We start from the raw sequence: 26474 nt of genomic DNA, 5'->3' as shown, positions 1-26474 counted from the left end.
AACGCCAAGAAACCTACCCGCAGAGGGGGAACGGCCGTGGATTTGGACCGCATGTTCGAACTATCCGCACGGGGGACGAACCCCGGGCGCGAAGTCCTCGCCGGACTCACCACCTTCCTCACCATGGTCTACATCGTCGTCGTGAACCCGATCATCCTCGGGCAGGCCCAGGTGCCGTTCGACCGCGCCTTTTTCGCCACCGTCGTGGCGACGATCCTCGGAACCTTGTGGATGGGGCTTCGGGCGAACTACCCGATCGCCGTCGCCCCGGGGATGGGGCTCAACGCCTTCTTCGCCTTTTCCGTCGTCGGAAGCGCTGCGGGAATCGACTACCGCGTCGCCTTTGGGGCGGTCTTCGTCGCCGGCGTTCTCTTCGTGATCCTCTCCGTGACCCGCTTTCGCGAGGACCTCCTCAACGCCATCCCCGCAAGCCTCAAGCACGCGGTCACCGCGGGTATCGGCCTCTTCATCGCCTTTATCGGCCTCAGGCTTTCCGGCATCGTCACGGCGCATGGAACAAACCTCGTAGCCCTGGGAAACCTCAAGGCGCCCCAAACCCTCCTTGCGCTTTTCGGCCTCCTCGTCACCGTCGTGCTCTACGCCCGCCGTGTCCCCGGGGCGATCTTCCTCGGAATGCTCGTGACGGCGATCGTGGCCGCGGCTGTGGGCATGCTCACCTTTGATCAGGGGTTCTTCTCCCTGCCGAAGCTCCCCTCCGACGGCCTCTTCGTCGTCGATCCCTTCACGCCCTTCGTCGACCTCTTCCGCTACGACCTCTACACCGTCGTCCTCGCCTTCCTCATCATCACCTTGTTTGACACTACGGGGACGATGATCGGCATCGCCGAACAGGCGGGGCTCCTCGTAAACGGCCGCTTTCCTCGGGCGCGCGAAGCGCTCCTCGCCGACTCCGTGGCCACGAGCGTAGGCGCCCTCCTCGGCACGAGCCCCACGAGCGCCTACATCGAATCCGGCGCCGGCGTGGCCGCCGGGGGACGGACGGGTCTCACCGCCGTTGCCGTTGCGGGCTTTTTCCTCCTCACGCTCTTCTTTTTCCCCACGGTGCAGGCGGTCGCCGGGCTTTCCGCCATCACCGCCCCCGCCCTCATCCTCGTGGGAAGCCTCATGCTCCACGTCCTCCGGGAAATCCCCTGGGACGAATTCGACGAGGCCTTCCCCGCCTTTCTCGTGATCCTCTCCATGCCGCTTACCTCGAGCATCGCCACGGGCATCGCCCTCGGCTTCTCCGCCTATCCCATCCTCAAGCTCGTCCGCGGCCGCGGTCGCGAGGTACACCCGCTCCTCTACTTCTTTGCCGTGGTCTTTCTCATTCAGCTCTTCTTCCTGCCGCACGTGTGACCTCCCTATCGGGCTCCACCCGTGCACAAAGCCCCCCGACCATGGCGGTCGGGGGGGCTTTTCGTCGTGTGGACGGAAGTCCCGGGCCTACACATCCCGACTTTGCGGAAGCTCACGCGCCGTGGGGGGGCGGCCTTTCCCTTTGCCCTTGGCCGACAGAGGGATTTCTGCGGTCCTATCGGATTCCGTGCCTTCCGGAGCGGGGTAGGGCGAAAATCCCGGCATCCGGCGGTGGAAGTGCCCGATCGCCTGCCGCAGCTCCGGATCGGCGATCGGCCGAAAGTCCACGCGCATCCGTCCTTCTCCGACCTCGATCACGCGGTATCCCGGAGAGTCGAGCACGGCCGCCGTTTGCACAAAGGCGATCCCTTGGCGGTAGACGACGGAGTGGACGTGGTTGTGTCCGGTGAAGACGACCACGGGGGCCGGCGCCGAAGCCAAGAGATCGATCAGAGGCACGGCCGGATCGACGTGCATCTTGGCCTCGGTGGAGCGGGCCGTCGTACCGTACGGCGGGTGGTGGACGAAGACCAAAAACGGCCGATCGTCCCCCTCCTCACGCGAACCGAGCACGCCGGCTAGCCATCGGAGCTGCTCTCCGTCCATCGTCCCACTCCAGTCTCGCAGAGAACGGTCGCGGGTGCTGTCGAGGAAGATGAGGGTCGCCTCGTCGTGTTCGACCACGCGAAAACGCGCCTGTCCGATCTCCGCCTCGATCTCCTCTTTGGGCAAAAGGAGCGTGTCGTGGTTCCCCAGGACGTAGAGAAAGCGCTCGCCCGCGGGATCGAAGAGCTCCCGCACTCCGGCGAATTCTTCGGGGTAGCCGAAGTTCGTCACGTCGCCGACGCCCACGAGGTAGTCCGCCCGTTCGGCCAACAGGTGATCGGCGAGGGTTCGGTAAGCGCGGTCGCGCGCCGCGGCGGTGCTCCGATCCGCGCATTCGAGAAAGTACGGGTAGTGAAAGTCTCCGAAAAGGACGATCCGCAACCACTTCTCCTCCCCAAAGCGAAGGTGCCGCAGGCGGTGGAAGGTTCCGTTCGATCGCATCCAGCATAGCACGGTTCCGTAAAGGTTTCGTTGCGGTTCCCTAAAGGTTGGGTGAAGATCCGAAGGCCGCACATCGGCGAAGCGGGCGCTCTTCCGTCCGTCACACGGCCTCCCACACGAGGAGAAACGGCGCGGGATCCTTTGTCCCCAAGACTTCGCTCCGGACGACGCGGGCGCGGTGCGGAGTCGCACGGCGGGCGAAGGCGAGGAGGGCTTCGGCTTCTTCTTCGCCTCCGGGATGTCCGGGATAGGCGACGACGGTGAGGATCCCTCCGGGCACGAGGAGCCGAAGCGTCTCTTCCACGGCCCGAAGGGTCGAAGGGGGGTGTGTGACCAGCGTAGGGTCGCCCCCGGGCAGGTACCCGAGGTTCATCATCGCCGCGTGAAGCGGCTCCCGTACGTGACGGGCGAGCTCCGCGTGGTCTGCCCGAACGAGCGTCACGCGTCCGAGAAGCCCGGCTTCCCGCAGCCGGGCTTCCGTGCGGCGAATCGCTTCTCCTTGTAGGTCGAAGGCCCAGACGCGTCCTCCTTCGCCCACCGCCCGGGCGAGGAAGAGGGTGTCTCGGCCGTTTCCGGCGGTGAGGTCGGCGGCGACGAGTCCCCGCGCTGGCGAAGGTTCCGGCGCGCGACTGCCGTCGAAAGGAGACCGATCGTCCCGAAGCTTCCTCTCCGCCTCCGCCGCGCGAAAGCGCGAGAGCGCCGCGCACACGAAGAGCTGGGCGAGGTCGACCATCCGCGCAAACGAAGAGGGAAGGTAGCCGCACCCGAGGTCTGAACCTTTACCGTCCACGGAGGATCCCCTTCCTGAGCGTAGCGGCCCCAAAGACGGCAGCGCATCGTTCACCGCCCACGGGAGATTCCCCCTTCCCCGTCCCGAGAAGCCCCTTCTCCTCCGGCGAGCGCCGCCGAGACGATGCGCGAGAGGTTGCCCCACGTGATCCGTTCCACGGTTTCCTGCGGGTAGCGGCGGTGGAGCTCATCGAGAAGGTGGCCCCAGCACCCGGCATGTTCGAGCCCGCGCGGGGTGCGGTCGATTCCGTCGAAGTCGGAGCCGAAGAACACGTGTTCGTCGCCGAGCAGGGCGAGGGCGTACTCCACGTGGCGAAGGACGTCCGTGAGGTCGGCCTCGGGCGCGTCCGTGAGAAATGCCGGGACAAACGTGATCCCCACTCCGCCTCCGAGGCGCTTGAGGGCGAGAAGCTGTTCGTCGCGGAGGTTGCGCGGGTGCGGACGAAGCGCCCACACATTGGCATGCGTAGCCACGGGCGGCACGCGCGCGCCGCGTTCTTCGAAGAATCGGACGACGTCCCAAAACCCGCGCTCCGAGAGGTGGGCGACGTCGACGAGGGCGCCGAAGCGGACGATTTCTTCGAGGGCCGCAAGTCCGAAACGCGTAAGCCCGCCGCCCCGCGGTTCTCCCGCTCCGTCGGCGGCCAGGTTTGCCGGGTTGTGCGTAAGCCCCACGGAGCGAACGCCGAGCCGAAGCAAGGTCCGGAGGTAGGTGAGATTTCCCCCGACGGCGTCGAGCCCCTCGAGGGCCAAAAGCAGGGCCGCCCCGCCCTCGCGCTCTACGCGGGCGAGGTCCGACGGAGAGCGGAGGAACACGCGCGGCCAAACGCCTTCTCCGCCTTCGGGGTTCGACGTCCGGGCCGCCGAAGCAGGCGCATCTCCACGCCCGTCTCCGGGGGGATCGCCGAGGAGAGAGCAGTAAAAGAGGTCCACCTGCTCGAGGGCCGCGGCGAAACCGCCTTCGGATACGGCGAACGGCGGAAGGTAGATCGGCGCAAAGAGGAGGCGTACGTCCCCCTCGCGCAGGCGGGCGGGTGTCACGTGGAGCTCACCTTCCTCCCAGCGCACCTCCGCATCTTCCTCCCGAAGGAGGCGGTATCGGCGGAGCTGCCAGAGGCGGTACAAGACGTCGGCGTGGGCGTCGGCGATCGGCATGTACGTCCCTCCCCCGCTCTACCGCGTGTGCATCTTGAAGCCGCGTCCCGCGGACGGGCGCACGTACCTCAGCGGGACGGCGCGGTGCCGCCCGGGGCACAAAAAACCGCAGGCGCGCCGCGAGCGCGCCCGCGGAGGGGCCTTTTCCAACGCGGACAACATCCTTACGGGAGGACCGGCGGACGGCGCAACAGGTTCACCGCGGCTCCACGATGAGCTTGATCGCCGTCCGCTCCTGTCCGTCGATCGTCACGTCCGTGAACGCGGGTATGCAGATGAGGTCGATCCCGCTCGGTGCCACGTACCCGCGGGCGATGGCCACCGCCTTGACCGCCTGATTCACCGCTCCTGCCCCGATGGCCTGAATCTCGGCGGCACCTTTTTCCCGAATTACGCCGGCCAAAGCTCCTGCTACGGCGTTGGGATTGGACTTGGCGGAAACCTTGAGGATCTCCATGAGGGAACCCTCCTCGGATGGGTGCTGTTCCGGAGCAAGAGTACCTGGGTGGTCTTCGCTGTATATCTTTCTCCGTCTCTTCGAAAAATCCTGCTTCCCTCCCTCGGAGAAACCTTCCCACAACGGGGGAAGCAGGGCTCTATCGGCGCGCGATTACTCTCCGCCCTCTCGCTCCGTACGCGCGGGGGCCTCGGCCGCGCTCCCGCCCGAGGGTACGAGCTCTGCGGCGGCCTCCGCTTCCTCGAGGGAATCCCAGGTGAACCGCGCCGACTCGATTTTCACGGAGCGTCCGGAAGCGTCGATCTCCACGGCGCACACGCCGATCTCGACGCCCCCGCGTTCTTCGACTTCGAAGCGTCCGGGAAGGTAGGTGAGCGTCCGCCGAAGGACACCCTCCCGCTCCATCCCGAGGATCCCGTCCCGTGGCCCCGTCATCCCCACATCCGTAAGGTATGCCGTACCTCCGGGTAAGATCCGGGCGTCGGCCGTAGGCACGTGGGTGTGTGTGCCCACGACGGCGGAGACGCGCCCATCGAGGTACCAGGCGAGGGCCTGCTTTTCCGCCGTAGCCTCGGCGTGCACGTCTACGAAGACGGCGTCGGCGCGTCCTTCGAGCTCCCGGAGGATCCCGTCGATCGTGCGGAACGGATCGCAGAGGGGCGGCATGAACGCCCGGCCCATGAGGTTGACGACAGCGAGGCGAAAGCCCCCGCGTTCGACGATCCAAAAGGCGGGACCGGGAGTCCCTGGCGGGTAGTTCGCTGGCCGCACGACGGGAAGCGCTCCTTCCGCAAAGAGTTCGAAGACGTCGCGGTTGTCCCACGTGTGGTTGCCGAGGGTGATCGCGTCGATCCCCGCCTCCACGAGCTGGCGGGCGACGTCCCGCGTGATCCCTTTGCCGTGGGCGGCGTTTTCGCCGTTCGCCAGCACGACGTCCGGGGCGTAGCGCGCCCGAAGGAGGGGGAGTACAGCAGCTACGAGTCGGCGGCCGGGTCGGCCTACGATGTCGCCCAAAAAGAGGACGCGCATTCCGTGCACCCTTTCTCTTGTGGGAAAAAGGCGCACGTGCTCGCCGCGCGTGCGCCTTCCGTAGTCCCGGGGTCAGCGGGCGTACTCGACGGCCCGCGTTTCGCGGATCACCGTGACCTTGATCTGCCCGGGGTAGGAAAGTTCGTTTTGGATCTTTTCCGTGATCTCCCGCGCGAGGCGGTACACGCCGAGGTCGTCCACGCGCGAAGGCTGGACGATGATCCGGAGTTCGCGCCCCGCCTGGATCGCGTACGACTTCTCCACGCCCTCAAAGCTGTTGGCAATCCCTTCGAGGCGTTCGAGGCGCTTGAGGTACGCCTCCAGCGTCTCCCGACGCGCTCCCGGACGGGCGGCCGACAGGGCGTCGGCCACGCCCACGAGTGCGGAGACGACGTGGGTGTATTCCGTATCCCCGTGGTGGGCGGCGATCGCGTTCACCACGGCGGGGTGCTCTCCGTACTTCACCGCGAGCTCGACGCCGATTTCCACGTGCGAGCCTTCCATCTCGTGGTCGAGCGCCTTCCCGATGTCGTGAAGGAGTCCCGCCCGCCGCGCGAGCTGGACGTCTTCGCCCAATTCCGCCGCGAGGAGCCCCGCGAGGTGGGCGACTTCTTTGGAGTGGGCGAGCACGTTTTGCCCGTAGCTCGTGCGAAAGTGGAGCTTTCCGAGGAGCACGATGAGGTCCGGGTGAAGCCCAAAGACGCCGACTTCCATCGCCGCCTGTTCGCCGTACTCGCGGATCCGCTCTTCCACCTCTGCCCGCGCCTTTTCCACCATTTCCTCGATTCGGGCGGGGTGGATGCGCCCGTCTGCGACGAGCTTCTCGAGTGCGACCTTGGCGATTTCGCGGCGAATGGGGTCAAAGCTGGAAAGGACGACCGCCTCGGGTGTGTCGTCGATGATCAGATCTACACCGGTGAGCGTTTCCAACGTGCGGATATTGCGCCCCTCCCGTCCGATGATCCGCCCCTTCATTTCATCGTTGGGAAGTTGCACAACGGAAACCGTAGCCTCCGTCACCACGTCTACGGCGAGGCGCTGGATCGCCGTGAGGAGGATTTCTCGTGCCTTGCGTTCCGCTTCCCGTCGGGCTTCCGCCTCCGCGTCGCGGAGGAGCTGCAGGACTTCCTGCTCTGCCTGCCGCTCCGCTTCCTCGAGCACCAGCCGACGGGCGGCCTCCGGGGTTAGGCCGGATATCTCGACGAGCTTCGCTTGCGCCTCCGCGTACTTCCGTTCCGCATCTGCGAGCAGGCGCTCGAGTTCCTCCTTCCGGGCAGCCAGGCGCTCCTCTTCTCCGCGCAGGCGCCCCTCGAGGTCGCGCAGGTTACGCTCCCAACGCTTGAGTTCTGCGGCGCGTCGGCCTAGAGAATCTCCCTGCGCACGGATCCGCTCTTCTTGTCGCCTGAGCTCTTCCCGCGCCTTTTCTAGGGCCTCTTCTTCGCGGCGAAGGCGCTCGCGTTCGTGCTTAAACTCGATCTCCGCGGCCTCGCGCATCCGGTGGATTTCTTCTTTCCCTTCGAGGATGCGCTCCTTCTTAAGGGCTTCCGCTTCGCGTTCCGCCTCTTCGAGAATTCGCGCGGCGCGCTTTTCCGCGCTCTCGAGGTCACGATCGGCGAGCGATTTCCGAAGGAAATATCCTCCAAGCCCGGCGAGGGCCGAAGACAACGCAACAGCCAAAACACAGAGTGCTCCGTTTACGGGCACGTTTTCACACCTCCGTTTGCGGACGGACCGAGTCGGATTGCCGTGAAGCGAGAACGGCCGTTGGTAGGGCGATCCGCAGTGACGGAGGGACACACATCCACGCTTGGAAAACCGGCTAAACCGGTGCACGCGAGACGATTCACCCGGACTCACTGCGATTGTACCTCGTTCAAAAAAAGGGAGTCAAGGGAAACTTCCGCTCCCCGACTCCCGACACCGTCTGGGTTTCCGTTGGGCTTTACACCTCTTCCGATCCTTCGGGGACGTCCCCCTCCGCCCGTGCCGGCGGCTGGTGCAAGGCGTAGTGCTCGCGGATTTTCGCCTCAATTTCCCGGGCAATGGAAGGGTTCTCCCGGAGGAACTGCTTGGCGTTTTCGCGTCCCTGCCCAAGACGGGTGTCGCCGTAGGCAAACCAGGACCCGCTCTTTACGACGACGCCGATTTCCGTCCCGAGGTCGAGAAGTTCGCCCTCCTTGGAAATCCCCTCACCGAAGAGGATATCCACGTCCGCCGTACGGAAGGGAGGGGCGACCTTGTTTTTGACCACGCGGACGCGCGTCTTCGCACCTACGACTTCCGTGCCCTGCTTGATCGCGTCTACGCGGCGCACGTCGAGGCGGATGCTCGCGTAAAACTTGAGCGCCCGACCGCCTGGGGTCGTCTCTGGGTTGCCGAACATCACCCCAACCTTTTCCCGCAGTTGGTTGATGAAGATGGCGATCGTCCGCGACTTGCTGATCGCCCCGGCGAGCTTGCGCAGCGCCTGAGACATGAGCCGGGCCTGAAGGCCTACGTGGGCGTCGCCCATTTCACCCTCGAGCTCCGCCTTGGGCACGAGGGCGGCTACGGAGTCCACGACGACGATGTCTACTTCGCCGCTCCGGACGAGCGCCTCACAGATCTCCAGCGCCTGCTCGCCCGTATCCGGCTGGGAGACGTAGAGCTCGTCGATGTTCACTCCGAGCTTCTCCGCGTACGTCGGATCGAGGGCATGCTCCGCATCGATGAAGGCGGCAATCCCGCCCTGCTTCTGTACCTCTGCGATGGCGTGCAGGGCAAACGTCGTCTTTCCCGACGATTCCGGTCCGAAGATCTCGATGATCCGACCTCGGGGGTACCCCCCTACCCCCAAGGCGATGTCCAAGGCGAGCGACCCGGAAGAAACCACGGGAATGGGACCGACCTGCGCCTCCCCCAGGCGCATGATCGCCCCTTTCCCAAACTGGCGTTCGATTTCCGCTATGGCGCGCTCCAACGCCGCTTTCCGTTCCGACACGGCAAACTCTCCCTCCGTGCGCCGCCCTCCCGCACCGACCGCGCCGGTCGGGGGTGCCGCCGGGCGCACACCCCCGTATTCGCTGCGGCTCCCCCGCCCAACCGTGTCGCCGAAAGGTCGGTGATGCGTGATCGCGGGAAGAAAACTCCAGCTTTCCTCGTTTCCCATCATACCGCTCTGGACGAAAGAGAACAAGTGTGCGAAGATCCCGCCCGGGTCCGCCGGATTTGTCCCCGAGGTGCGCGAGGTCTTCGGACGCCGTTGGGCAAAACCCCCCGGCCGCCGCCGGCGGCCGTCTGCCGAACCTTGCGGCGGCGGCCCTTACGAGCGCTGGCGGGGGCGTGCGGGTTCGACGTTGATGCGCAGGCCCATGAGGCGGCCGCCCTGAAGGGCTTCGTAAACGAACGGGGCCACGGCTTCCGGGACTTCGACGAAGGAAAAGCGGTCGAAGATGTCGATGCGTCCGATCTCCGATTCGGAAATCCCGACGAGTTTGGCCAGCTCTTCGGCGAGGCGCTTCGGCGTGAGCTGGACGTTTTTGCCCACGTTGAGGAAGAATCGGACCATGCCTTCCTGCGCACCGGTTTCGCCGAAGTCGTACCCATGCGCGACGTCTTCTTCCAAGCTCTCGCGAAGGGCGAGGTGCACGAGGGCGGGCACGAGGGCATCGGCGGAAAAGCGCTCCTGGAGGCGCGCGGCGAGGTCGCGGGCTACGGGATGAAACTCGCCGGACGCTATTGCCTCTTCGACTTCGCCGAGGAATGCGTCCGCACGGCGCAGGTTGATTTCCCCTGCAGAAGGGAGGTCGCGCGGCTCGATGTGGACGCGGGTGACCTCCTGAATCATGCGAAGCTGCTTCATCTCCCGCGGGGTGACGAGGGTGATCGCCACGCCGCTTCGCCCCGCGCGTCCGGTGCGGCCGATGCGGTGGACGTAGCTTTCGGGATCCTGAGGGATGTCGTAGTTGATCACGTGGCTCACGTTGGGGATGTCGAGTCCGCGGGCGGCCACGTCGGTAGCGATGAGGTGCTCGATTCTGCCGGCGCGGAAGTCGCGCATCACGCGTTCGCGCTGCGCCTGCGAGAGGTCGCCGTGGATCCCGTCCGCCAAATACCCGCGCGCCTGCAGGGCTTCCGTGAGCTCGTCTACGCCCTTTTTCGTCCGGCAAAAGATGATCGACTGCTCGATCTCCTCCGCGTCGAGAATGCGGGCGAGCGCCTCGAGCTTGTTGCGCTCCAGGACCTTGTAGTACACCTGCGTGATCGAGGGGGCGGTGAGTTTGTCGTCGCGGGTCACGCGGATCGTCACGGGATCGCGCATGTAGCGTCGCGTGAGGGCGAGGATCGGCGGTGGCATCGTCGCGGAAAAGAGGAGGTTTTGGCGCTCGCGGGGGAGCCGCTCGAGGATCCGCTCGATGTCTTCGATGAAGCCCATGTCCAACATCTCGTCCGCCTCGTCGAGCACGAGGATCTTTACGCGGCTCAAATCGAGCGTCCCCCGTTCGAGGTGGTCCAGAAGGCGGCCCGGAGTGCCGATGACCACGTGGACGCCCTGGCGCAGCGCCCGGACTTGGTGCACGATGGACTGACCGCCGTACACGGGCAAAACCTTGAGCGGCTTGTACTTCGCGATGCGCCGGATCTCCCCCGAAACCTGAACGGCGAGCTCGCGCGTGGGGACGAGGATGAGGGCCTGCACGTGGGGGACGCGGGGATCTACCGTCTCCACGATGGGAATGCCGAAGGCCGCCGTCTTTCCCGTGCCGGTCTGCGCCTGGCCGATGACGTCCTTGCCTTCTAAGATTACGGGGATCGCCTCGCGCTGGATCGGCGAAGGTTCCTCAAATCCCATATCCTGGAGCGCCCGAAGCGTCGCATCGGAAATGCCAAAGTCCTGAAACGTCGACATGCGCATCACCCTTGCCTGAGCGAATTCGAAAGAAGTTCTGGGTCGCCGTCTTCTCCCCGCACCGCCTTGAGGAGGAAAAAGAGGGCGAGCTTCGCCAGCCGGACGCGGATGTGGCCCCGGGAGCCGCAGAGCCGGAGGGCGTACGCCCGATCCCCCTCGGGGGCGCTCAGGCCTACGTAGGCCGTGCCTACGGGCTTCCCATCGGCAGGGGCGGGACCCGCGGCGCATGTGGTGGAGAGGCCGTAGGTGCTTCCGCCGAGGCGGCGCGCGGCGCGGGCGAGTTCTACGGCGCTCCAGGCGCTCACCGCGCCCTCTTCGGCGAGCTTCCGCGGCGAGAGGCCAAGCCACGCGGCCTTGCGGTCGGTGGCGTAGGGGATGAAGCCGCCGAGGTACACCTTGGAGGCCCCGGCCTCGGAGACGAAACGGGAGGCGAGTTCGCCGCCCGTACAGCTCTCGGCGGTGACGAGCGTCGCTCCACGGCTCACGAGCTCGTCCAAAAGCACCCGGGCGACGGTGGTTTCCTTGCCTTCCCCGTAGTAGTACGGCCCGAGGCGTTCGAGGACGGCGCGTTCGAGGGGGGCGAGTTTTTCCTGCGCCTCTTCCGGCGTCGCGGCGCGGGTGGCGAGGCGGAGGATCACCTCGCCTTCCTCCGTGTACGGCGCGATCGTAGGATCCCCCTGTTTCCGGACGAGGTCCTCAATGCGGGCGAAGAGCGCCCCTTCTTCCAGGCCGAGAAAGCGGAGGTAACGGCTTACGAGGGGGCGACCGCCGGGAAACGCCTCCCGCAGATAGGGGGCCACGTGGCGTTCGAACATCGGGACGAGCTCCCCGGGCGGTCCCGGCAAAAGGACGTACGTGCGCCCGCGCGCCCGCACGGCCATCCCCAAGGCGAGTCCCACCTCGTTGGGAAAGGGCGTGGCCCCTTCTAGGAGGAGGGCCTGGCGTCCTTCCCGCGGGAGGGGGGTCTGACCGCGGGATCCCTTTCGCGCTTCGATCTTGGCCAGCCACACCTCGTCTTCCTTGAGGCCGAGGCCGAGGTGCTCGGCAACGGCGTCGCGCGTGAGGTCGTCGTCCGTAGGGCCCAGACCGCCGGTGAGGACGATGAGCTCCGCCCTCTCCTCGAGGAAGGAGAGCGCCTCGCGGATCCGCATCCGGTTGTCCCCGACGACGAGGTGGAAGTAGACGTCAAACCCGAGTTCGTTGAGCGCCGCCGTGAGGTACGTGGCGTTCGTGTTTACGACATGGCCGACGAGGAGCTCCGTCCCGACGGTGAGGATTCCCGCCCTCACGCCTCTTTCTCTCCTTCCCTCCACCAGAGTTCCCGCGTGCGCCAAAAGTACCCTGCGCCCGAGAGGAGGGCCGCCCACACGGAAGCGTAGAGCATCCACCACGCGAACGCGCCGAGCCAAGGGAACGTCGCCCCCACGTCCGGTACGTCGGCGAGAAGGAGGGCGAAGAGCCCGACGAGCTGGAGGAGCGTCTTGAGCTTCCCCCCTACGTCTGCGGCGAGGACGACTGAGTTGGCCGCGGCGACGATGCGGAGCCCCGACACGGCGAACTCGCGGAAGAGGACGGCGAGAAACCACCACGCGGGCAAGGCCTGCTGGGCGATGTAGGCGAGGAAGACCGCGGAGACGAGCACCTTATCCGCGAGCGGGTCGAAGATCTTCCCGAAGGTCGTAATCGGACCGTAGCGGCGGGCGATGTAGCCGTCCAACACGTCCGTAGCCGCTGCGAGGGAAAAGAGGAGAAGCGAGCTCCAGCGCGCGGTCGGTCCCGGAGTGACGAGGGCCCACCACAACAGCGGGATGAGGCCGAGGCGGAGGAGGGTGAGGCGGTTCGGCCACGCGAGGTTCACCGGCGACTCCCCCTCCTTCTTTCGCCGCCCGCCGCGGATCCGACATCGGCCGAAAGCTCCCGAGTTTCCGCCCGTCCGTGCGGCGTTTCGTCCGCGACTTCCTCGGAAACAAAGGTCCCGAAAGTTTCCGTCTCCCACGCGTGTTCGAGGCGGACGAGGGCGAATTCCCCCGCCGGACCACCGTACCCGCGCACGACCGTGTGTCCGTCGATCTCCGGAGCGTCGTAGGGCGTTCGCCCTACGGCTTCGCCGTTCGGGAGGATGCGCTCGATGAGTACGGGAACCACCCGACCGAGCCGCCGTCCGTTCCGGCGCTCGGCGACCTTCCGCCCGACTTCCATGAGGAGTTCCGCCCGCCGCCGCCGCTCCCTGAGCGGCACCCGCCCTTCGCGCAAGGCGAAGGCACGCGTCCCTTCCTCGGGCGAGTACGGAAACGCCCCGACGTGCTCGATCTCCGTCCGTTGCACGAAGTCGAGGAGGGCGGCGAAGTCCTCCTCCGTCTCCCCGGGAAAGCCGACGATAAAGGACGACCGTAGGGCGGCGTCGGGGAAGAATTCCCGGATGCGCCGAACGATTCCTTCGGCGTCCCACGCCCGGGGATCGCGCCCCATCCGCCGCAAGAGCTCGGGGACGACGTGCTGCAGGGAAATGTCGAAGTAGGGGACGACACCGGAGGATTGGGCCATCGCCTCGAGGAGTTCCGTGGTGATCCCCGATGGGTAGAGGTAGAGAAGCCGAAGCCAGCGTCCCCGGAAGAGGGGGCCCAGCGCCCGAATGAGGTCGGGCAAGAGGGAACGGCCGGCGAGGTCGAGCCCGTAGGCGCTGAGATCCTGGGCGATGAGGACGACCTCGCGCACCCCTTCCTCGAGGAGGGTCTCCACCTCCGCCACCACGGAGCGAAGCGAGCGCGAGCGCAGGCCGCCGCGGACGAGGGGGATCGCACAAAAGCTGCAGCGCCGGTGGCACCCTTCCGCCACCTTGACATAGGCTACAGGACCGGGCAAGCGAAGGCGGCGGAGGTGTTCGTACGACGCATTTTCGGGAGCGCTTACAAAGAATGGGCGCTCCCCTGCGAGCGCCCGCCGCACCGCTTCAGAAATGTGCGCTAAGTCCCCCGTCCCGAGGAATCCGTCCACCTCCGGGAGTTCCTCCCGTAGGACTTCTCCGTACCTCTGCACGAGGCACCCCGCGGCGATCACCGCCCGCAGGCGCCCGCGCTCCTTTTCTCGCGCCGCCCGAAAGAGCGCCGCGAGGGACGTCTCCTTGGCCTCACGGATGAAGGCGCACGTATTTACAACGCGAACGTCCGCCTCTTCCTCGGGAGGGACGACGGTGTAGCCCGCCTCCTGCAAGACGTACGCGAGGATTTCCGTATCCACGGCGTTTTTGTCGCACCCGAGCGTGAGTAGGGAAACCTTGATCGACACGCACCCTCGCCCTCGATTCCGCGCGAAGTTCGTCCCCGGTACCCCCGCTGGCCGACCCGCGTCGAGAGCCTTTGCCACGCCAACGCGGTAAAGCACCGACCTCCAGGCTTGAAGAGGAGTGTACCACGGGGGCACCCAACTGTCAAAACCCTACGAAGAGGCCTTCGAACCCGAACTTCCGAGCTGGAGCCACACGTTGTACACGTTGGGCTTGTCTTTGAGGACGAGCTCCGCACCGCTCACCTCGATGCGGGCGTTCGCCGTGGCGCCGAGGCGGATCCACAAGCTCTTGGCCCCCTTGGTGTCCACCTCTACCTGCTCGCCCTTGCGCAGGGTGCGTTCGAAGAGGACCTCGCCCCCTTCGCCGTCCTTCTGCACGCGCACCCAAACGTCGCCTCCGGGCGCCGAGAGGCTCAACGTGAGGGCGTCGGTACCCCGGACTTCGTAGAGGGACGTCTTGCCCTCTTCGCGCACAAACAAGAGTTCCGCCTTTTCCGGACCCGGTGGCGGCTCTTCCTTTCCAGGGGCCGGCGCCGGAGCCGCATTTCCGGAATCCGGAGCGGGCTCGGTGATGGGGCCCGGCGGGAGGTTGTCGCGCACCTTAGGGGCGCTCGGCCAAGTCGAAGAAGTTGCGGAATGAGGCCACCACGAACCGCTTTCCAGCACGAAGTGGTAAAAGATGTACCCGAGGAGAGCGAGAAAGAGGAGGAGCACCCCCCTCGCCAACCACGGACCGAAGACGTCCCGCGACTTCCGCCGAGGCTGTGCCTTCTCCAGCTTGAGGACGTAGGCCTCCTCAGCGTAGGGATGCTTCGGCAGTTCCGATTCGTAGCGCGCCAAAAGTTCGTCGGCGTCGAGGCCGAGGACCTCCGCCACAGAACGCACGAACGCCCGCGCGTAAAACGGACCCGGCAGTCGGGTGTACTGGCCGTCCTCGAGGGCTTCCAGGTACCGCCGCTGGATCTTGGTGATCGCCGCAAGCTCGTCGAGACTGAGCCCTTTTTCTTCGCGCGCCCGACGAATAACCTCCCCGAGTTCCGGCATCGACGCGCACCTTCTTCCTCCCCGTTCTTCTCCGCGCACAACCCCCACGCGTGCGGTCCGCCCCCGTACCGCGTGTGCTAAGGAGCGTCGGACGTCTGTCTCGGGAGGCTCGCCCGCACTTCCCCGCCTTTCGGGGCAAAGCGAACCGGGGCGAGATCTCCGCCCCGTCGCCCCTAGTCGCCCTCTCCGGCATAGCGTTCTTCAAGGGCAGCGACGTCGTAACGGATCTCTTCGTGCGGCGCGTTCCTAAGTTCGAGGATGAGCTGGAAGTCCTCCCACGCCGCAAAACGTTCCTCGACGAGCACGTCGGGATGTTCGACGACTACGGTGTGGGAACCTTGGAGCACCTCGCGCACGAGCTCCCGGTGCGCCGACGAGCCGCGAAAGACGGTGAGGATCGCGTCTACGAGGTACACGACGTCCGGAGCGCGTTCCGCCGCGTCGAGCTCCGTCCGAAGGACATCACCGAAGAGAGAGGCCGAAAGGAGGACCCAGCGCTTCCCCGCGTACACCGCCGCAGCGACGGCTGCCTCCGTCTTGCCCGTCCGCGGCACCCCCCTGAGGCCAATGAGACGCCGCCCCTCGCCCTTCATGAGCTCTCCGAGAAAGTTGACGAGGATTCCGAGCTCTTCCCGCGTAAAGCGAAACACCCGGCGGTCGACGGCGTCCTGCTCGATGTAGCGTCCGTGGCGGATCGCCAAGATGTCGATCAGCGTCGGACGGCGCAGGGCCGTGACCCGGATCGTGGGCATACGGTCCAAGACGTGGGCGAGGAGTTCAACGCGCGCCTCGTCTCCGCCTTCGAGGACGAGGCCGCGCCGGCGCGTGTCCACCCCGCTGATCGTGAGGATGTTGAGCCCCAGAGCCCCCACGAGGGAGGCAATGTCCCCGAGGAGACCGGGACGGTCTACGGCGATGTGGTACTCCAAGTACCAACGGTTGTCCCCCGGCATGCCCCCACGCTCCGAAACCTCGAACTCACCTCGTGCGTACCTTTATTGTACCCCGAACGATTTCCCGAGAGCAAAAGAAAAACCCCGCCTCTGACACGGAGCAACAAAATCGTAAGGTGTGTTCCTGTACGAAACCGTGTGGGCAAACTTGCAGCCGGTTGCGACAAAAATTCCCCCGGGCGGCCAAAGTCCCACCCGGGGGAAACGCGGTGCGGCGCCGTATCCAAAACCCGTACCGCTAGACCGCCGCCGAACCCGTCTCCCGAAGGAGAGGATCGGGGGCGCCTCCGTTAGCGTTTCTGGACGAGCTTGACGACCACGTTCGCGATGGCCTGCTGCTCCTGCTCGTTGGCTACCTGCCACATTTCCTTGAGGAGCTTTTGCTCCGGCGTCCGCGGCTCCACTTCGGCGGCGAGGTAGTCGCCGATTTGGTGGGCGACCGCCTGGATCGTCTGCTGATCGAGGCCCGCGCCCTGCGCCTGCGCGACGCGGTCCTTGAGGAAGCCCATCCAGTCGCCGAAGTTGTTCAAGATGCCCATCTTCTCGGCCCCCTTACGCGGTCGTTTGCCCGAACGTCCGCACGCCCTGCGAGGCCCCGGAAACCCGCGGCTCCGCGACGGTGGCAAAACGCCATCGGCCGAATGCCAGGACACATCCCGACCCGCCGACGGCGGTGGAGCGCCTTCGGCCCCACCTGCACGTTAGGCTGTGCGGTTTTTCGACCTACATCCCCGGGAAAAGCGGGTAAGGGAGGCCGCCGCGCGGACGGAACCGGGTGCCGCGCCTACCTCCATCCGCCGTGGACCGTGAGGATGTGTCCCGTGATGTGGCGGCTTTCGGGGGCGAGGAGGAAGGCGACTGCGGCGGCGACCTCATCGGGTTCGGCCGCTCGTCCGAGGGGGATTTCCGCCAGCGTCTGCCGGATCCCCTCTTCTCCGAGGGGGGCGAGCATGGGGGTGTGGACGACGCCCGGCGCGACGCCGTTCACCGCGATACCCGATGGGGCGAGTTCTCGGGCGAGGGAGCGAACGAGGGCGTGCACGGCGCCCTTGGCCGCCGCGTAGGCGGCCTCTCCCGCGGCACCGCTTTCCCCCCACACGGAGGACAAAAAGACCATCCGACCTTCGCGCCGCCGCACCATGGAGGGGATGAGGCGACGGGCGATGAGGAAGATGCTCCGAACGTGTACGTGGAAAAGCGCGTCCCATTCCTCTTCCGTGGTGTCCGCAAGCAGGCGGTAGAGGGGCTGTCCCGCGGCGTGTACGTACGCCCGCACCCAGGAAAACTCCGGACGCGCAGAGAGCTCCGCTGCGAGCCCTTCGGTTCGGGACAGATCGCGGACCCAGAGGATCGACCGCGCCCCTCGCGCCTCGAGCTCCTCGGCGAGTGCGGCGAGACGGCTTGCGTCGCGGCCGTGGAGGAGGAAATCCCACCCGTCCGCCAGACGACGGGCGATCGCCGACCCGATCGCCCCCGACGCTCCGGTGAGGAGGAGGAGCGGCCGCTCCGACACTTTAGCGCACCTCCGGGTCGTACGCCTGCCCGAGGGAGCGCGGGGCCTCCGCACGTCCGACGAACCCCGCGAGGACGAGGAGGGTGAGGACGTAAGGGAAGAGGAGGATGGCGTCCAAGGGAATGTCCCGCGCCCAAGGCGTGAGCTGGATGAGGTTCTTGAGCCCAGTACCGATGCCGAAGAAGAGGCTCGCGAGGAAGGCGCCGACGGGATGCCACTTTCCGAAGATCATCGCCGCGAGGGCGATGAACCCCTGGCCGGAAATCGTCGCGTGGGAAAAGTTCCCCGTCGTCGTGAGCACCACCGTAGCCCCTCCGAGGCCCGCGAGAAAACCGCTTACGAGCACGCCTATGTAACGGATGCGCCGCACCGGAAGGCCGGCGGTCGCCGCCGCGCCCGCGCTTTCTCCCGCCGCCCTGAGGTGTAGCCCAAAAGGCGTGTGCCACAGGAGGAGGTAGGCGCCGAGGACGGCGAGAAACGCGAGGTACGTAGACGGATACGTGGCAAATACGGAGGGCCCGAGGACGGGAATGCGCTCGAGGAGGGGGATCCCCCAGCGGCCGAAGACCGCCTGGCGCAGCGTATCCGTCTGACCCGCCCCGTGGAAGAACACCTTTACCAGGTACACGGAGAGGCCGAAAGCCAAAAAGTTCACGACGAACCCGCTTACGACTTGGTCGGCGCGGAGGGATACGGAGGCGTAGGCGTGGAGCAGAGAGAGGAGCATCCCGGCGAGGCCCCCGAGGAAAAACGCGGGCCACGCGCCCCACGCCCCCCACCCCGAGGCTTCCAGCACGACGGCGGAACTCGCGGCGGCAAAGGCGCCAAAGATCATGTACCCTTCAAGGGCGAGCCCGATGACGCCCGAGCGCTCGGAAAACACGCCGCCAAGGCTCGCCCAGATGAGCGGCGTGGCGTACACCGTGGTAATCGCGAGAAACTGCCCGAGAGCTTCAAACATCCGCATCCTTCCTTTCCCGAACCCGCAACGCGGCTCACTCGGCCGACCGCCGCACGCCCACCCAACGCTCGAAGACGTAGCGCACGGCGACGAAGAGGAGGACTGCGGCGACGACGATGCGCACGGCCTCGAGGGGAACTCCGGCCACGAACTGCATGCTCCCCGCGCCGTAGTTCAAAAGACCGAAGAAAAGCCCGGCGAGGAGGATCCCTGGCGCGGTGTTGCCGCCGAGGAGCGCCACGGCGATCCCGTCAAACCCGGCGTTGGGGAGGGCCGCGGCGATGCCCATGTAGTGGAATACCCCGAGCACCTCTGTCGCTCCCGCCACACCCGCAAAGGCGCCGGCCAGGCCCATAGCGAGGACGATGCTCCGCCCGGGCGGGATCCCCGCGTAGCGGGCGGCTCCGGGGCTCAAACCCGAGGCGCGTAGGGCAAAACCAAGCGTGTGCCGCTCGAGAAGGACGGCGTAGACGACGAGGGCGAGCAGGGCGAGGACGAAGCCGTACCCGAGGCGCGCCTGGCCGAAGAGGGAGGCGAGCGTTGGAGAGTCGAGTGTCGCCGAGGCGGCGACGAAGCGGCTTCTCTGCCTCTGGTTAGGGTCGAGGAGGTACGCGCGGATGAGGCCGTTCCCCAGGTAGAGGGCCGTCCAGTTGAGCATGATCGTGGAGATCACCTCGTGCACACCGCGCCACGCCTTGAGGTACCCGGCAAGCGCGCCCCAGAGCGCGCCGGCGAGGGCGGCCGCCGTGACGGCGAGGCCGGCGTGGAGCACGGGCGGAAGCTCCCAGGCAATCCCGACCCAGGCGGCGGCCACTCCCCCGAGGTACATCTGCCCCGCGGCTCCGATGTTGAAGAGACCCGCGCGGTACGCGAGGGCGACGGAAATCCCCGTAAGGAGAAGGGGAGTGGATTCCCGGAGCATCTCTCCGAGCTGGTACGGGCTCGTGAGTACCGACCAAAAAAGCGCCCGGTAGGCTTCGAGCGGGTTGTATCCCCCAAAGAGCATGACCGCCGCGCCGACGAGAAGCCCCAAGAACAAGGCGATAAGGGAGACGAAGAACTCACGCACCACCCGCCACCCCCTCGGACGTCGCGGCTTTTCGCCGGCCGGCCATGAGCAGACCGACGACCTCCCGGTCCGCCGTCGCGGGCGTGAACTCCCCCACGATGCGTCCTTCGTAGAGCACGCCGAAGCGGTGGGCGAGGGCGAGGATCTCGTCGAGCTCGTAGGAAATGAGGAGCACGGCGACGCCTTGGGCGGCGAGTTCGCGCAGGCGTCGGTGCACGTAGGCGATCGCCCCTACGTCCAAACCGCGCGTCGGCTGCGCCGCGACGAGCACCCGAAGACGACGGCCGAATTCTCGGGCGAGGATGAGCTTTTGCTGGTTCCCTCCCGAAAGGCTGCGCGCCCGGGCGAACGGATTTTCGGGAACCACCTCGTTCTTGGCGAGCGCGTCACGGGCGTAGCGCACGGCCTCCCCCACGCGGAGAAACCCGGCACGCTGAAACTGCTCTTCGTGAAAGCGGTTCAAGATGAGATTTTCCCAGAGGGTGAAGTCGAGGACGAGCCCGTGCCGGTGGCGATCTTCGGGGACAACGCCGAGCCCACGGTCGAGGCGCGCCCGCGGCGGAAGGGAGGTAACGTCCTCGCCCGCGAGGCGAATCGCCCCCGCCACCCGCCGTAGGCCGAGGAGTGCCTCTACGAGGGCTTCCTGTCCGTTTCCCGCCACCCCGGCAATTCCGTAAATTTCCCCGGGACGCACGGCAAAACTCACACCGGCGAGGGCCGACTTCCCCCGGCGTACGTCCCGCACGTCCGCCACCTCGAGCTCGGGCGTCTGTTCACCCTCTTCCGCCGTTACTTCCGCCTGCCCGCGAGCGGCCCTCTCCGGCGCTTCCCCAGTGACCCGTACCTCCGAAGACGGCTCGACCGCGGCTTCCGCCCGCAGGACGAATTCCGCCTCCGCCTTTTCCCCTACCATGGCGCGCGCGAGTTCCCGCTCCGTGACCTCGCCCCGGCGGTACCGGCCGACCACGCGCCCCCGGCGGAGGACGACGATGCGGTCGGCCGCCGCAAGCACCTCCCGCAGCTTATGCGTGATGAAGACGATCCCCTTTCCCTCCCGTACGAGGCGGGCAAAGATGTCGAGAAGCGCGTCCGCCTCCTGGGGCGTGAGCACCGCCGTCGGCTCGTCGAAGATGAGCACCTCCGCCCCGCGGTAGAGAACCTTGAGGATCTCCACGCGCTGGAGGAGCCCTACGGGCAGATCGGCGGCGCGGGCGTGGAGGTCGACGGAGAGGCCGTAGCGCTCCATGAGGTCTTTGAGCTCCGTTTCGGCCCTGCGCCGGTCGAACCACCCGCGCGTGCTCGGCCGTGAGCCGAGCACGACGTTTTCTAACACGGTGAAAGCGTCCACGAGCTGAAAGTGCTGGTGTACCATGCCGATGCCCAGGCGAATCGCGACATCCGGTCCGTCCAGACGGACGACCCGCCCGCGCACGCGGATCTCCCCGGCGTCGGGACGATAGAGGCCATAGAGGACGTTCATGAGCGTCGTCTTGCCGGCGCCGTTTTCCCCCAAGAGGGCGAGGATCTCCCCGGGGTAGAGAGACAGATCCACGGCGTCGTTTGCCACGAGGTTGCCAAAGCGTTTCGTAATCCCCCGAAGCTCCACGAGAGGCTCTCCCGCGGTTTCGCGATTCTCCACGACATCCTCCTCCCCGACGCGGGTCGCCCCACGACCCGCACGGATCCGCAGGCGACGCTAAGAACGACCGCGTGCGAACGTAGGTCGGCTCCCGGAGACACGAGGATCCGCTCACGAAAGCCGGAAAAGGCGGGCGGGGCGGAGACACCCCACCCGCCTTCCGCGCTCAGTATTCCGGCGTCGTCGGGACGACGATCTCGCCCTTGACGATCTTTTCCTTGAACTCCTGCACCTTTTGCATGACATCCTGAGGCACGTGCGGGTTGTCCTTGGGAAGACCAACGGCGTCTTCCTTGAGCCCCAAGGTGACGATCCCGGGGGTGAACTTCCCCTCCATCACGGACTTGGAGACGTCGTAGATGGCCACGTCTACCCGCTTGAGCATGGAGGTGAGCGTAACCTCGGGGCCGAGGTCGCGCTGGTCGCGGTCCACCCCGATCACCCAAACTTCCTGCCCCGCCTTGCGCCGGTCCTTCGCCTCGCTGAAGACGCCGTCGCCCGTCTGCCCTGCGGCGTGAAAGACGATGTCCGCGCCTTTGTCGTACAGGGAAGCCGCCGCGCTCTTTCCGTCGTCGGGGCGGTTGAAGTTCCCCGTGTACGCCACGAGCACCTGGGCGTTGGGGTTGGCCGCCCGCACGCCAGCCTTGAACCCGGCCTCGAAGCGCTTGATCACGGGAATGTCCATCCCTCCAACGAAGCCCACCTTGCCCGTCTTGGTCATGAGCCCGGCGACGACGCCGACGAGAAAGGCACCCTCCTGCTCGGCAAACGTCACGGAGGTCACGTTGTCGAGACCCTTTACCTCGCCGTCGATGATCCCAAACTTAATCGCTGGGTTCTTGGAGGCTACGTCGCGCACGGCATCCGCCATCATGTAGCCGATGCCCCAAATGAGCGAATACCCACCTTGAGCGAACTGCTGCAGGTTGGGGACGTAGTCGGCGTCGCTCTTAGACTCCACGTACTTCACCGTAGCACCGGTTTCCTTCCCGAAGCGCTGGAGCCCTTCCCACGCCCCCTGGTTGAAGGAGTTGTCGTTCACGCCGCCGATGTCCGTAACCATGCCTACGCGGAAGTCCTTGTGCTCCCCCGCTCCCGGCGCCGGCGCCGAACCCTTGGCACACCCGGCCAGTAGGCCCAAGGCCAAAACGAAGGCCAACGCAATTGCCCCCACGCGGCGAAACGTCGGCACACGGCGGAACTTCGGATGCCCCTTCATGTCGCCACCCCCGTTTGGATTTTCGACGCGACCGTTTCCATCCCCCGTTCGGTGCACCCCGATCATGCTGTGACCCCCTTGTGCGTGTGTGTCCACGGCTCTTGCGCGTTGGGAGGCGCCACGCCGAATCTCGGTCCTCTGACACGATTGCAGCAAAATCGACCTTCGGGGTTCGCGTAACCGGTTTCCCTCCGGACGTCCCGAAGCGCCCACCCCCTTCTCAGCTCCCGGGCGCCAAACGCGAGGGCGAAGCAGCTCAAGGCCCGAACGAAATTTCGTCCCCTTCCGCAGGCGCCTTCCCCCGCGGGCTCTTACGCCCGAAGTCGTAGTCGTCTACGAGAACTTTGCGCGGCCGGCTCCCTTCGTAGGGTCCCACGATTCCCTTGCGCTCCATGATGTCGATGAGGCGTGCGGCACGGGAGTAGCCGATGGCGAAGCGCCGCTGAAGGAGCGAGACGGAAGCTTGCTTTGTCTCGAGGACGAGGCGGACGGCGGGTTCGAAGAGTTCGTCCTCCACTTCCGGCTCGTCGGCGTCCTCTTCGACCGAACGCAAGGATTCGTCGTAGACGGGAGTGAGCTGGGCGCGGACGAAGCGGACCACCTCCTCTACCTCGCGGTCGGAGACGTAGCACCCCTGAAGGCGGAGCGGCTTGGAGGCGCCGACGGGCAAAAAGAGCATGTCGCCGCGGCCGACGAGCTTTTCTGCCCCGCCCATGTCGAGGATCGTCCGCGAATCCACGTGCGAAGAGACGGCGAAGGCGATGCGCGAGGGGATGTTCGCCTTGATGAGCCCGGTGATCACGTCCACCGAGGGCCTCTGGGTGGCGACGATGAGGTGAATCCCCGCCGCGCGCGCCTTTTGGGCGAGACGGGCGATCGACGCTTCGACTTCCGCGGGGGCGACCATCATGAGATCCGCGAGCTCGTCGATGACGACGACCACCTTGGGCTTAGGTTCTCCCCGAACCGCTCCGCGCATGACGAGAGCGTTGTAGCGGTCGAGGTCGCGGGCGCCCACCTCGGCAAACGCCTCGTAGCGGCGTTCCATCTCCTCGACGACCCGCCGGAGGAGGAGAGAGGCTTTTTTCGCGTCCGTGACCACGGGTGCGAGGAGGTGCGGAATCCCGTTGTACACGGAAAGCTCGACCATCTTGGGGTCGACGAGGAGGAACTTCACCTCGTCCGGCCGCGCCTTGTAGAGGATGGAGAGGATCATGGCGTTGAGGCTCACGCTCTTCCCACTCCCCGTCGCCCCGGCGATGAGGAGGTGGGGCATGGCGGCCAGGTCGGCCACGACGACCTCGCCGCTGATGCTCTTTCCGAGGGCGAGGGTGAGGAGGGAGGGAGAATCTTGGAACACACGGCTTTCCAAGACCTCCCGCAAGCTCACGACCTGCACCTCGTCGTTGGGGACCTCGACGCCGATCACGGACTTCCCCGGTACCGGAGCTTCGGTGCGAATGTCGCGGGCGGCAAGGGCGAGGGCGATGTCGTCGGTGAGGCTCAAGACGCGGCTTACCTTTACCCCCGCCTCCGGTTGAAGCTCAAAACGCGTGACCGTGGGACCTTCGAGGATCCCCACGAGTCGCACCTGGACGCCGAAGCTTTCGAGCGTACGGAGGAGCTTCTCCGCCTTTGCCTCGGGCCGCTCCTTCCGCCGCGAAGTGCGGGGGGCGGGGCGTTCAAGGAGGGAAAGGGGCGGGAGGCGGTAGCGAAGAGGTACGGGACCTTCGGGAAACACGAGGGGGAGTTCGAGCTCTTCGCCTTCGGCAGAGGGAACGTCGGAAAAGGAAGCGGCGCGCCCTCCGCCGCGGACGGCGAATTCCGCTCCGCCGGCTACGGCCGTGCCTCCGCCTGCACCGCTTCCCGGGAGGGGCTTCGAAGTCCGGGGGCCGTCCCCTTCTTCCGCGGAGGGCTCCGGAAGGTCCTTTGCCTCGGCCGAAAGAGGTGCCTCAGTCGACCGCGGCGACCAAGAAAACCCTTCCCGAATCCGCCGCAAGATCCCCGGCGCCGCCTCCTCACCGCCGGAACCGGACTTCCCCTTCGGGCGTTTCTCTTCCCGAGACCTCCGCGAAGGAGCAGCTTCGCCGCCGAAGGACGCCGAAGAGGCTACGGGGTGCGAGGCTCCGTCTGCTCCCCCTTGGGCGTCCGGTACAAGGGGCTCGTCTCCCGCACGGCCGAAGTAGACGCCTTCGGCCGTCGAAGGGACGTCTTCATGAAGCGAACGCCGCTCCATAGAGTCGGAATCTCCTGCGAGAGGCAACTCCTCGCCCGTACCCGCAGAACTTCCGCGCCGAAGCCCCGCGCGAACCAGTCGTGCAGCTCCCCCAAGGCGGAGCGCCAGACCCCGAGTGAGGCGCGCAAGGAATGCGCCCACCCGCACCGCCCCTTCGCGCAGCGAGCTCCAGACCTTGCGGAGGGAAGTACCCAAGAGAAGGAGGAGTCCGGCAAGGAAGAGAAGGCCGTCCATGAGGTAGGCCCCCACGCCGCCAAAGAGGTAGACGAACAGAGTGGCAAGCGCCGCGCCGACCATGCCGCCGCCGATCGCCACCGGTACCCCTTGGGCGTCGAGAAGAAGGCGCTTCCACGTCGTAGTGAGGATGGCCAGCTTGAGGCCGCCTTCCTCGCGCAGGTCGCGGAGGATCTCCAGGTGGGAAAAGAGGAGGAGGGAGAGAAAGAGGAAAAGCCCGCCGACGAACCGGGGGTGAAGGAGGTGCGGACGCCGCCGGTAGACGAGGACGAAAAGGCCCGTCCCGATCAAAAAGAGCGGCAGGACAAAGCCCCAAGCGCCCGCCAGGCTCCGAAAGACGAAGCGAAGCGCGCGCCCCACGGCACCCCAACTCCCGCTCAGGGCGACCACGCCGACGGCGATCGTAAAGAGCGCCAAGAGGTCCAGGCGCACTTCACGCACCCAGGACGGACGAGCTTTCTTGCGCGCCATGCCCGCGACTCCCCCTCCCGGAAACCCCGCGACCTCCACCGTTTGCGCCGCTCCACCGACCGCCCGGCAGGCCCTTCGGACGCTTCGGCGGCCATGCGGGCAGCGCCTCCCGCCGCGCTTCGTTCGGCCCGTCCCCCACATTATACCATCGGAGCACCCCCCGTCGAGGACGATCCCCGACGACTCCCTCGGACATACGGCACGTCCTCCCACACGGCCCCTGGAGAGAACGCCGGATGCGTGTAGTCCTCCGCCCAAGGACTTCGGAGGGAAACCACCTCCCACTTCCCCGTCTCTTTCGGACGAATCCGGAGGAAGCGCACGCCATCTGTAAGTTCGACCTCCTCCGAAGCCGTCATTTCGGCAAACCCCGCCCACACGACTTCCGGCGGAAGGAGCGAAGAATGCAAGCTCCCGGGGAGCGTCTCCCACCACACGGCTCCCCCTCCTTTCCTGCCGTCTTTTGCGGGCGGTCGCGCCGCCCGCTACGCGTTCCGTCCGTCCTCGCCCACCGTTCCGCAACACGTGGACAAATGTCCCGGTTGCTTCCTGCTTCCGCGAGGAGGTGCTCGTAGACCACGGCTGACCGTGTTCCGCCGCATAGCTCCTCTCCACAGGCGTCACTTCCCGCGGAACTCGCGGTAGGGCAGTCTATAAGCCGATTGCCAGGGCAAATTTGAGCAGGTTCTTTGCCGCGTTTTCGTCTCGGTCGTGGCGTGTGCCGCACACCGGACACGTCCACGCTCGGACAGAAAGCGGAAGCTCAGAAAGTACGTACCCGCAGACAGAACACATCTTCGACGTCGGTGCAAAGCGGTTTACCTTCACCATCCGCACTCCCCGAAGCTTGGCTTTCGCCTCGAGGAGCGCCCGGAAGGTGCTCCAGCCGACGTCGGCGATGTAGCGGGCAAGGCGGTCGTTTTTGAGCATGCCGGCGACGTTTAGATCTTCGATCGCGATCACCGGATGCGTCCGGACGAGTTCGGCCGTGAGCTTGTGGAGGAAGTCCAGCCGGATGTTTTGAACCCGGCGGTGGAGTCTGGCAAGTTCAAGGCGCGCCTTTTCGTAGTTCTTCGTGCGTTCGATGAGTCTTCCGGTTTTGTCCCGCACACCCCGGCGGGAAAGA

General features: G+C 66.3%; 23 protein-coding genes. 1 reads left to right on the top strand and 22 read right to left on the bottom strand.

What is annotated here, in order from left to right; all coding sequences use genetic code 11:
* Positions 1 to 51 precede the first annotated feature (51 nt).
* On the top strand, positions 52 to 1359 hold the full coding sequence (locus tag C7438_RS00115) for an NCS2 family permease (RefSeq protein ID WP_121443999.1): 1308 nt from the start codon (positions 52 to 54) through the stop codon (positions 1357 to 1359).
* Positions 1360 to 1446: 87 nt separating this feature from the next.
* Here the strand turns inward: C7438_RS00115 and C7438_RS00110 are convergent, their stop codons facing one another.
* The 22 genes from C7438_RS00110 to C7438_RS00005 all read right to left on the bottom strand — a co-directional run.
* The gene (locus tag C7438_RS00110) at positions 1447 to 2346 is read right to left on the bottom strand and encodes a metallophosphoesterase family protein (protein WP_170143430.1); all 900 of its coding nucleotides are present in this window, start codon (positions 2344 to 2346) and stop codon (positions 1447 to 1449) included.
* Positions 2347 to 2506: 160 nt separating this feature from the next.
* On the bottom strand, positions 2507 to 3196 hold the full coding sequence (gene mnmM, locus C7438_RS00105; RefSeq protein WP_211321985.1) for a tRNA 5-(aminomethyl)-2-thiouridylate-methyltransferase MnmM: 690 nt from the start codon (positions 3194 to 3196) through the stop codon (positions 2507 to 2509).
* A 50-nt stretch (positions 3197 to 3246) separates the two neighbouring features.
* Positions 3247 to 4350: a dipeptidase gene (locus tag C7438_RS00100; RefSeq protein ID WP_121443337.1), complete on the bottom strand. Its 1104-nt coding sequence runs from the start codon at positions 4348 to 4350 to the stop codon at positions 3247 to 3249.
* A 196-nt stretch (positions 4351 to 4546) separates the two neighbouring features.
* On the bottom strand, positions 4547 to 4807 hold the full coding sequence (locus C7438_RS00095) for a stage V sporulation protein S (RefSeq protein WP_121443336.1): 261 nt from the start codon (positions 4805 to 4807) through the stop codon (positions 4547 to 4549).
* Between the two features lie 153 nt (positions 4808 to 4960).
* Positions 4961 to 5836, bottom strand: a complete 876-nt coding sequence (locus tag C7438_RS00090) for a TIGR00282 family metallophosphoesterase (protein ID WP_121443997.1) — start codon at positions 5834 to 5836, stop codon at positions 4961 to 4963.
* A gap of 72 nt (positions 5837 to 5908) precedes the next feature.
* Complete coding sequence (gene rny, locus C7438_RS00085) at positions 5909 to 7513, bottom strand: ribonuclease Y (RefSeq protein WP_434963937.1); 1605 nt, start codon at positions 7511 to 7513, stop codon at positions 5909 to 5911.
* A gap of 265 nt (positions 7514 to 7778) precedes the next feature.
* Positions 7779 to 8816, bottom strand: coding sequence for a recombinase RecA (gene recA / locus C7438_RS00080; RefSeq protein ID WP_211321984.1), 1038 nt, complete (start codon positions 8814 to 8816; stop codon positions 7779 to 7781).
* A 321-nt stretch (positions 8817 to 9137) separates the two neighbouring features.
* Positions 9138 to 10724 (bottom strand): DEAD/DEAH box helicase, encoded by a 1587-nt coding sequence (locus tag C7438_RS00075; RefSeq protein WP_121443334.1) that lies wholly within the window; start codon positions 10722 to 10724, stop codon positions 9138 to 9140.
* 5 nt (positions 10725 to 10729) lie between these two features.
* Positions 10730 to 12013 (bottom strand): competence/damage-inducible protein A, encoded by a 1284-nt coding sequence (locus C7438_RS00070; protein WP_170143429.1) that lies wholly within the window; start codon positions 12011 to 12013, stop codon positions 10730 to 10732.
* The gene (gene pgsA, locus C7438_RS00065; protein ID WP_170143428.1) at positions 12010 to 12582 is read right to left on the bottom strand and encodes a CDP-diacylglycerol--glycerol-3-phosphate 3-phosphatidyltransferase; all 573 of its coding nucleotides are present in this window, start codon (positions 12580 to 12582) and stop codon (positions 12010 to 12012) included. Before pgsA ends, C7438_RS00070 begins: the two co-directional genes overlap by 4 nt.
* Positions 12579 to 14009, bottom strand: a complete 1431-nt coding sequence (gene rimO / locus C7438_RS00060; protein WP_170143427.1) for a 30S ribosomal protein S12 methylthiotransferase RimO — start codon at positions 14007 to 14009, stop codon at positions 12579 to 12581. The genes pgsA and rimO overlap by 4 nt, the downstream gene beginning before the upstream one ends.
* A 150-nt stretch (positions 14010 to 14159) precedes the next feature.
* Positions 14160 to 15053, bottom strand: coding sequence for a helix-turn-helix domain-containing protein (locus C7438_RS00055; protein ID WP_121443331.1), 894 nt, complete (start codon positions 15051 to 15053; stop codon positions 14160 to 14162).
* A gap of 173 nt (positions 15054 to 15226) precedes the next feature.
* Complete coding sequence (locus C7438_RS00050) at positions 15227 to 16006, bottom strand: DUF3388 domain-containing protein (protein WP_121443330.1); 780 nt, start codon at positions 16004 to 16006, stop codon at positions 15227 to 15229.
* Between the two features lie 290 nt (positions 16007 to 16296).
* Positions 16297 to 16545 (bottom strand): DUF3243 domain-containing protein, encoded by a 249-nt coding sequence (locus C7438_RS00045; RefSeq protein WP_121443329.1) that lies wholly within the window; start codon positions 16543 to 16545, stop codon positions 16297 to 16299.
* A gap of 245 nt (positions 16546 to 16790) precedes the next feature.
* Complete coding sequence (ymfI, locus tag C7438_RS00040; protein WP_170143426.1) at positions 16791 to 17519, bottom strand: elongation factor P 5-aminopentanone reductase; 729 nt, start codon at positions 17517 to 17519, stop codon at positions 16791 to 16793.
* A 1-nt stretch (position 17520) separates the two neighbouring features.
* Positions 17521 to 18486: an ABC transporter permease gene (locus C7438_RS00035; RefSeq protein ID WP_121443327.1), complete on the bottom strand. Its 966-nt coding sequence runs from the start codon at positions 18484 to 18486 to the stop codon at positions 17521 to 17523.
* A gap of 28 nt (positions 18487 to 18514) precedes the next feature.
* The gene (locus C7438_RS00030; protein WP_211321982.1) at positions 18515 to 19549 is read right to left on the bottom strand and encodes an ABC transporter permease; all 1035 of its coding nucleotides are present in this window, start codon (positions 19547 to 19549) and stop codon (positions 18515 to 18517) included.
* A complete protein-coding gene (locus C7438_RS00025; protein ID WP_121443326.1) occupies positions 19542 to 21188 on the bottom strand; it encodes an ABC transporter ATP-binding protein in 1647 nt (548 codons plus the stop codon). The genes C7438_RS00030 and C7438_RS00025 overlap by 8 nt, the downstream gene beginning before the upstream one ends.
* Positions 21189 to 21354: 166 nt before the next feature.
* Positions 21355 to 22407 carry a BMP family lipoprotein gene (locus C7438_RS00020; protein ID WP_121443993.1) on the bottom strand — a complete coding sequence of 351 codons (1053 nt, stop codon included), beginning with the start codon at positions 22405 to 22407 and terminating at the stop codon, positions 21355 to 21357.
* A 256-nt stretch (positions 22408 to 22663) separates the two neighbouring features.
* Complete coding sequence (locus C7438_RS09520) at positions 22664 to 25348, bottom strand: DNA translocase FtsK (protein WP_289626223.1); 2685 nt, start codon at positions 25346 to 25348, stop codon at positions 22664 to 22666.
* A 140-nt stretch (positions 25349 to 25488) separates the two neighbouring features.
* Entirely contained in the window at positions 25489 to 25785 is a 297-nt protein-coding gene (locus C7438_RS00010) for a hypothetical protein (RefSeq protein ID WP_121443325.1), read from the bottom strand.
* A 214-nt stretch (positions 25786 to 25999) separates the two neighbouring features.
* Positions 26000 to 26474, bottom strand: a 475-nt coding sequence (locus C7438_RS00005; RefSeq protein WP_147401931.1) for an RNA-guided endonuclease TnpB family protein, incomplete at its 5' end; no start/stop codon positions are given.

Source organism: Brockia lithotrophica, assembly GCF_003633725.1.
GTDB classification, from domain to species: domain Bacteria; phylum Bacillota; class Bacilli; order Thermicanales; family DSM-22653; genus Brockia; species Brockia lithotrophica.
This window is presented reverse-complemented; position numbering and strand designations above follow the sequence as displayed.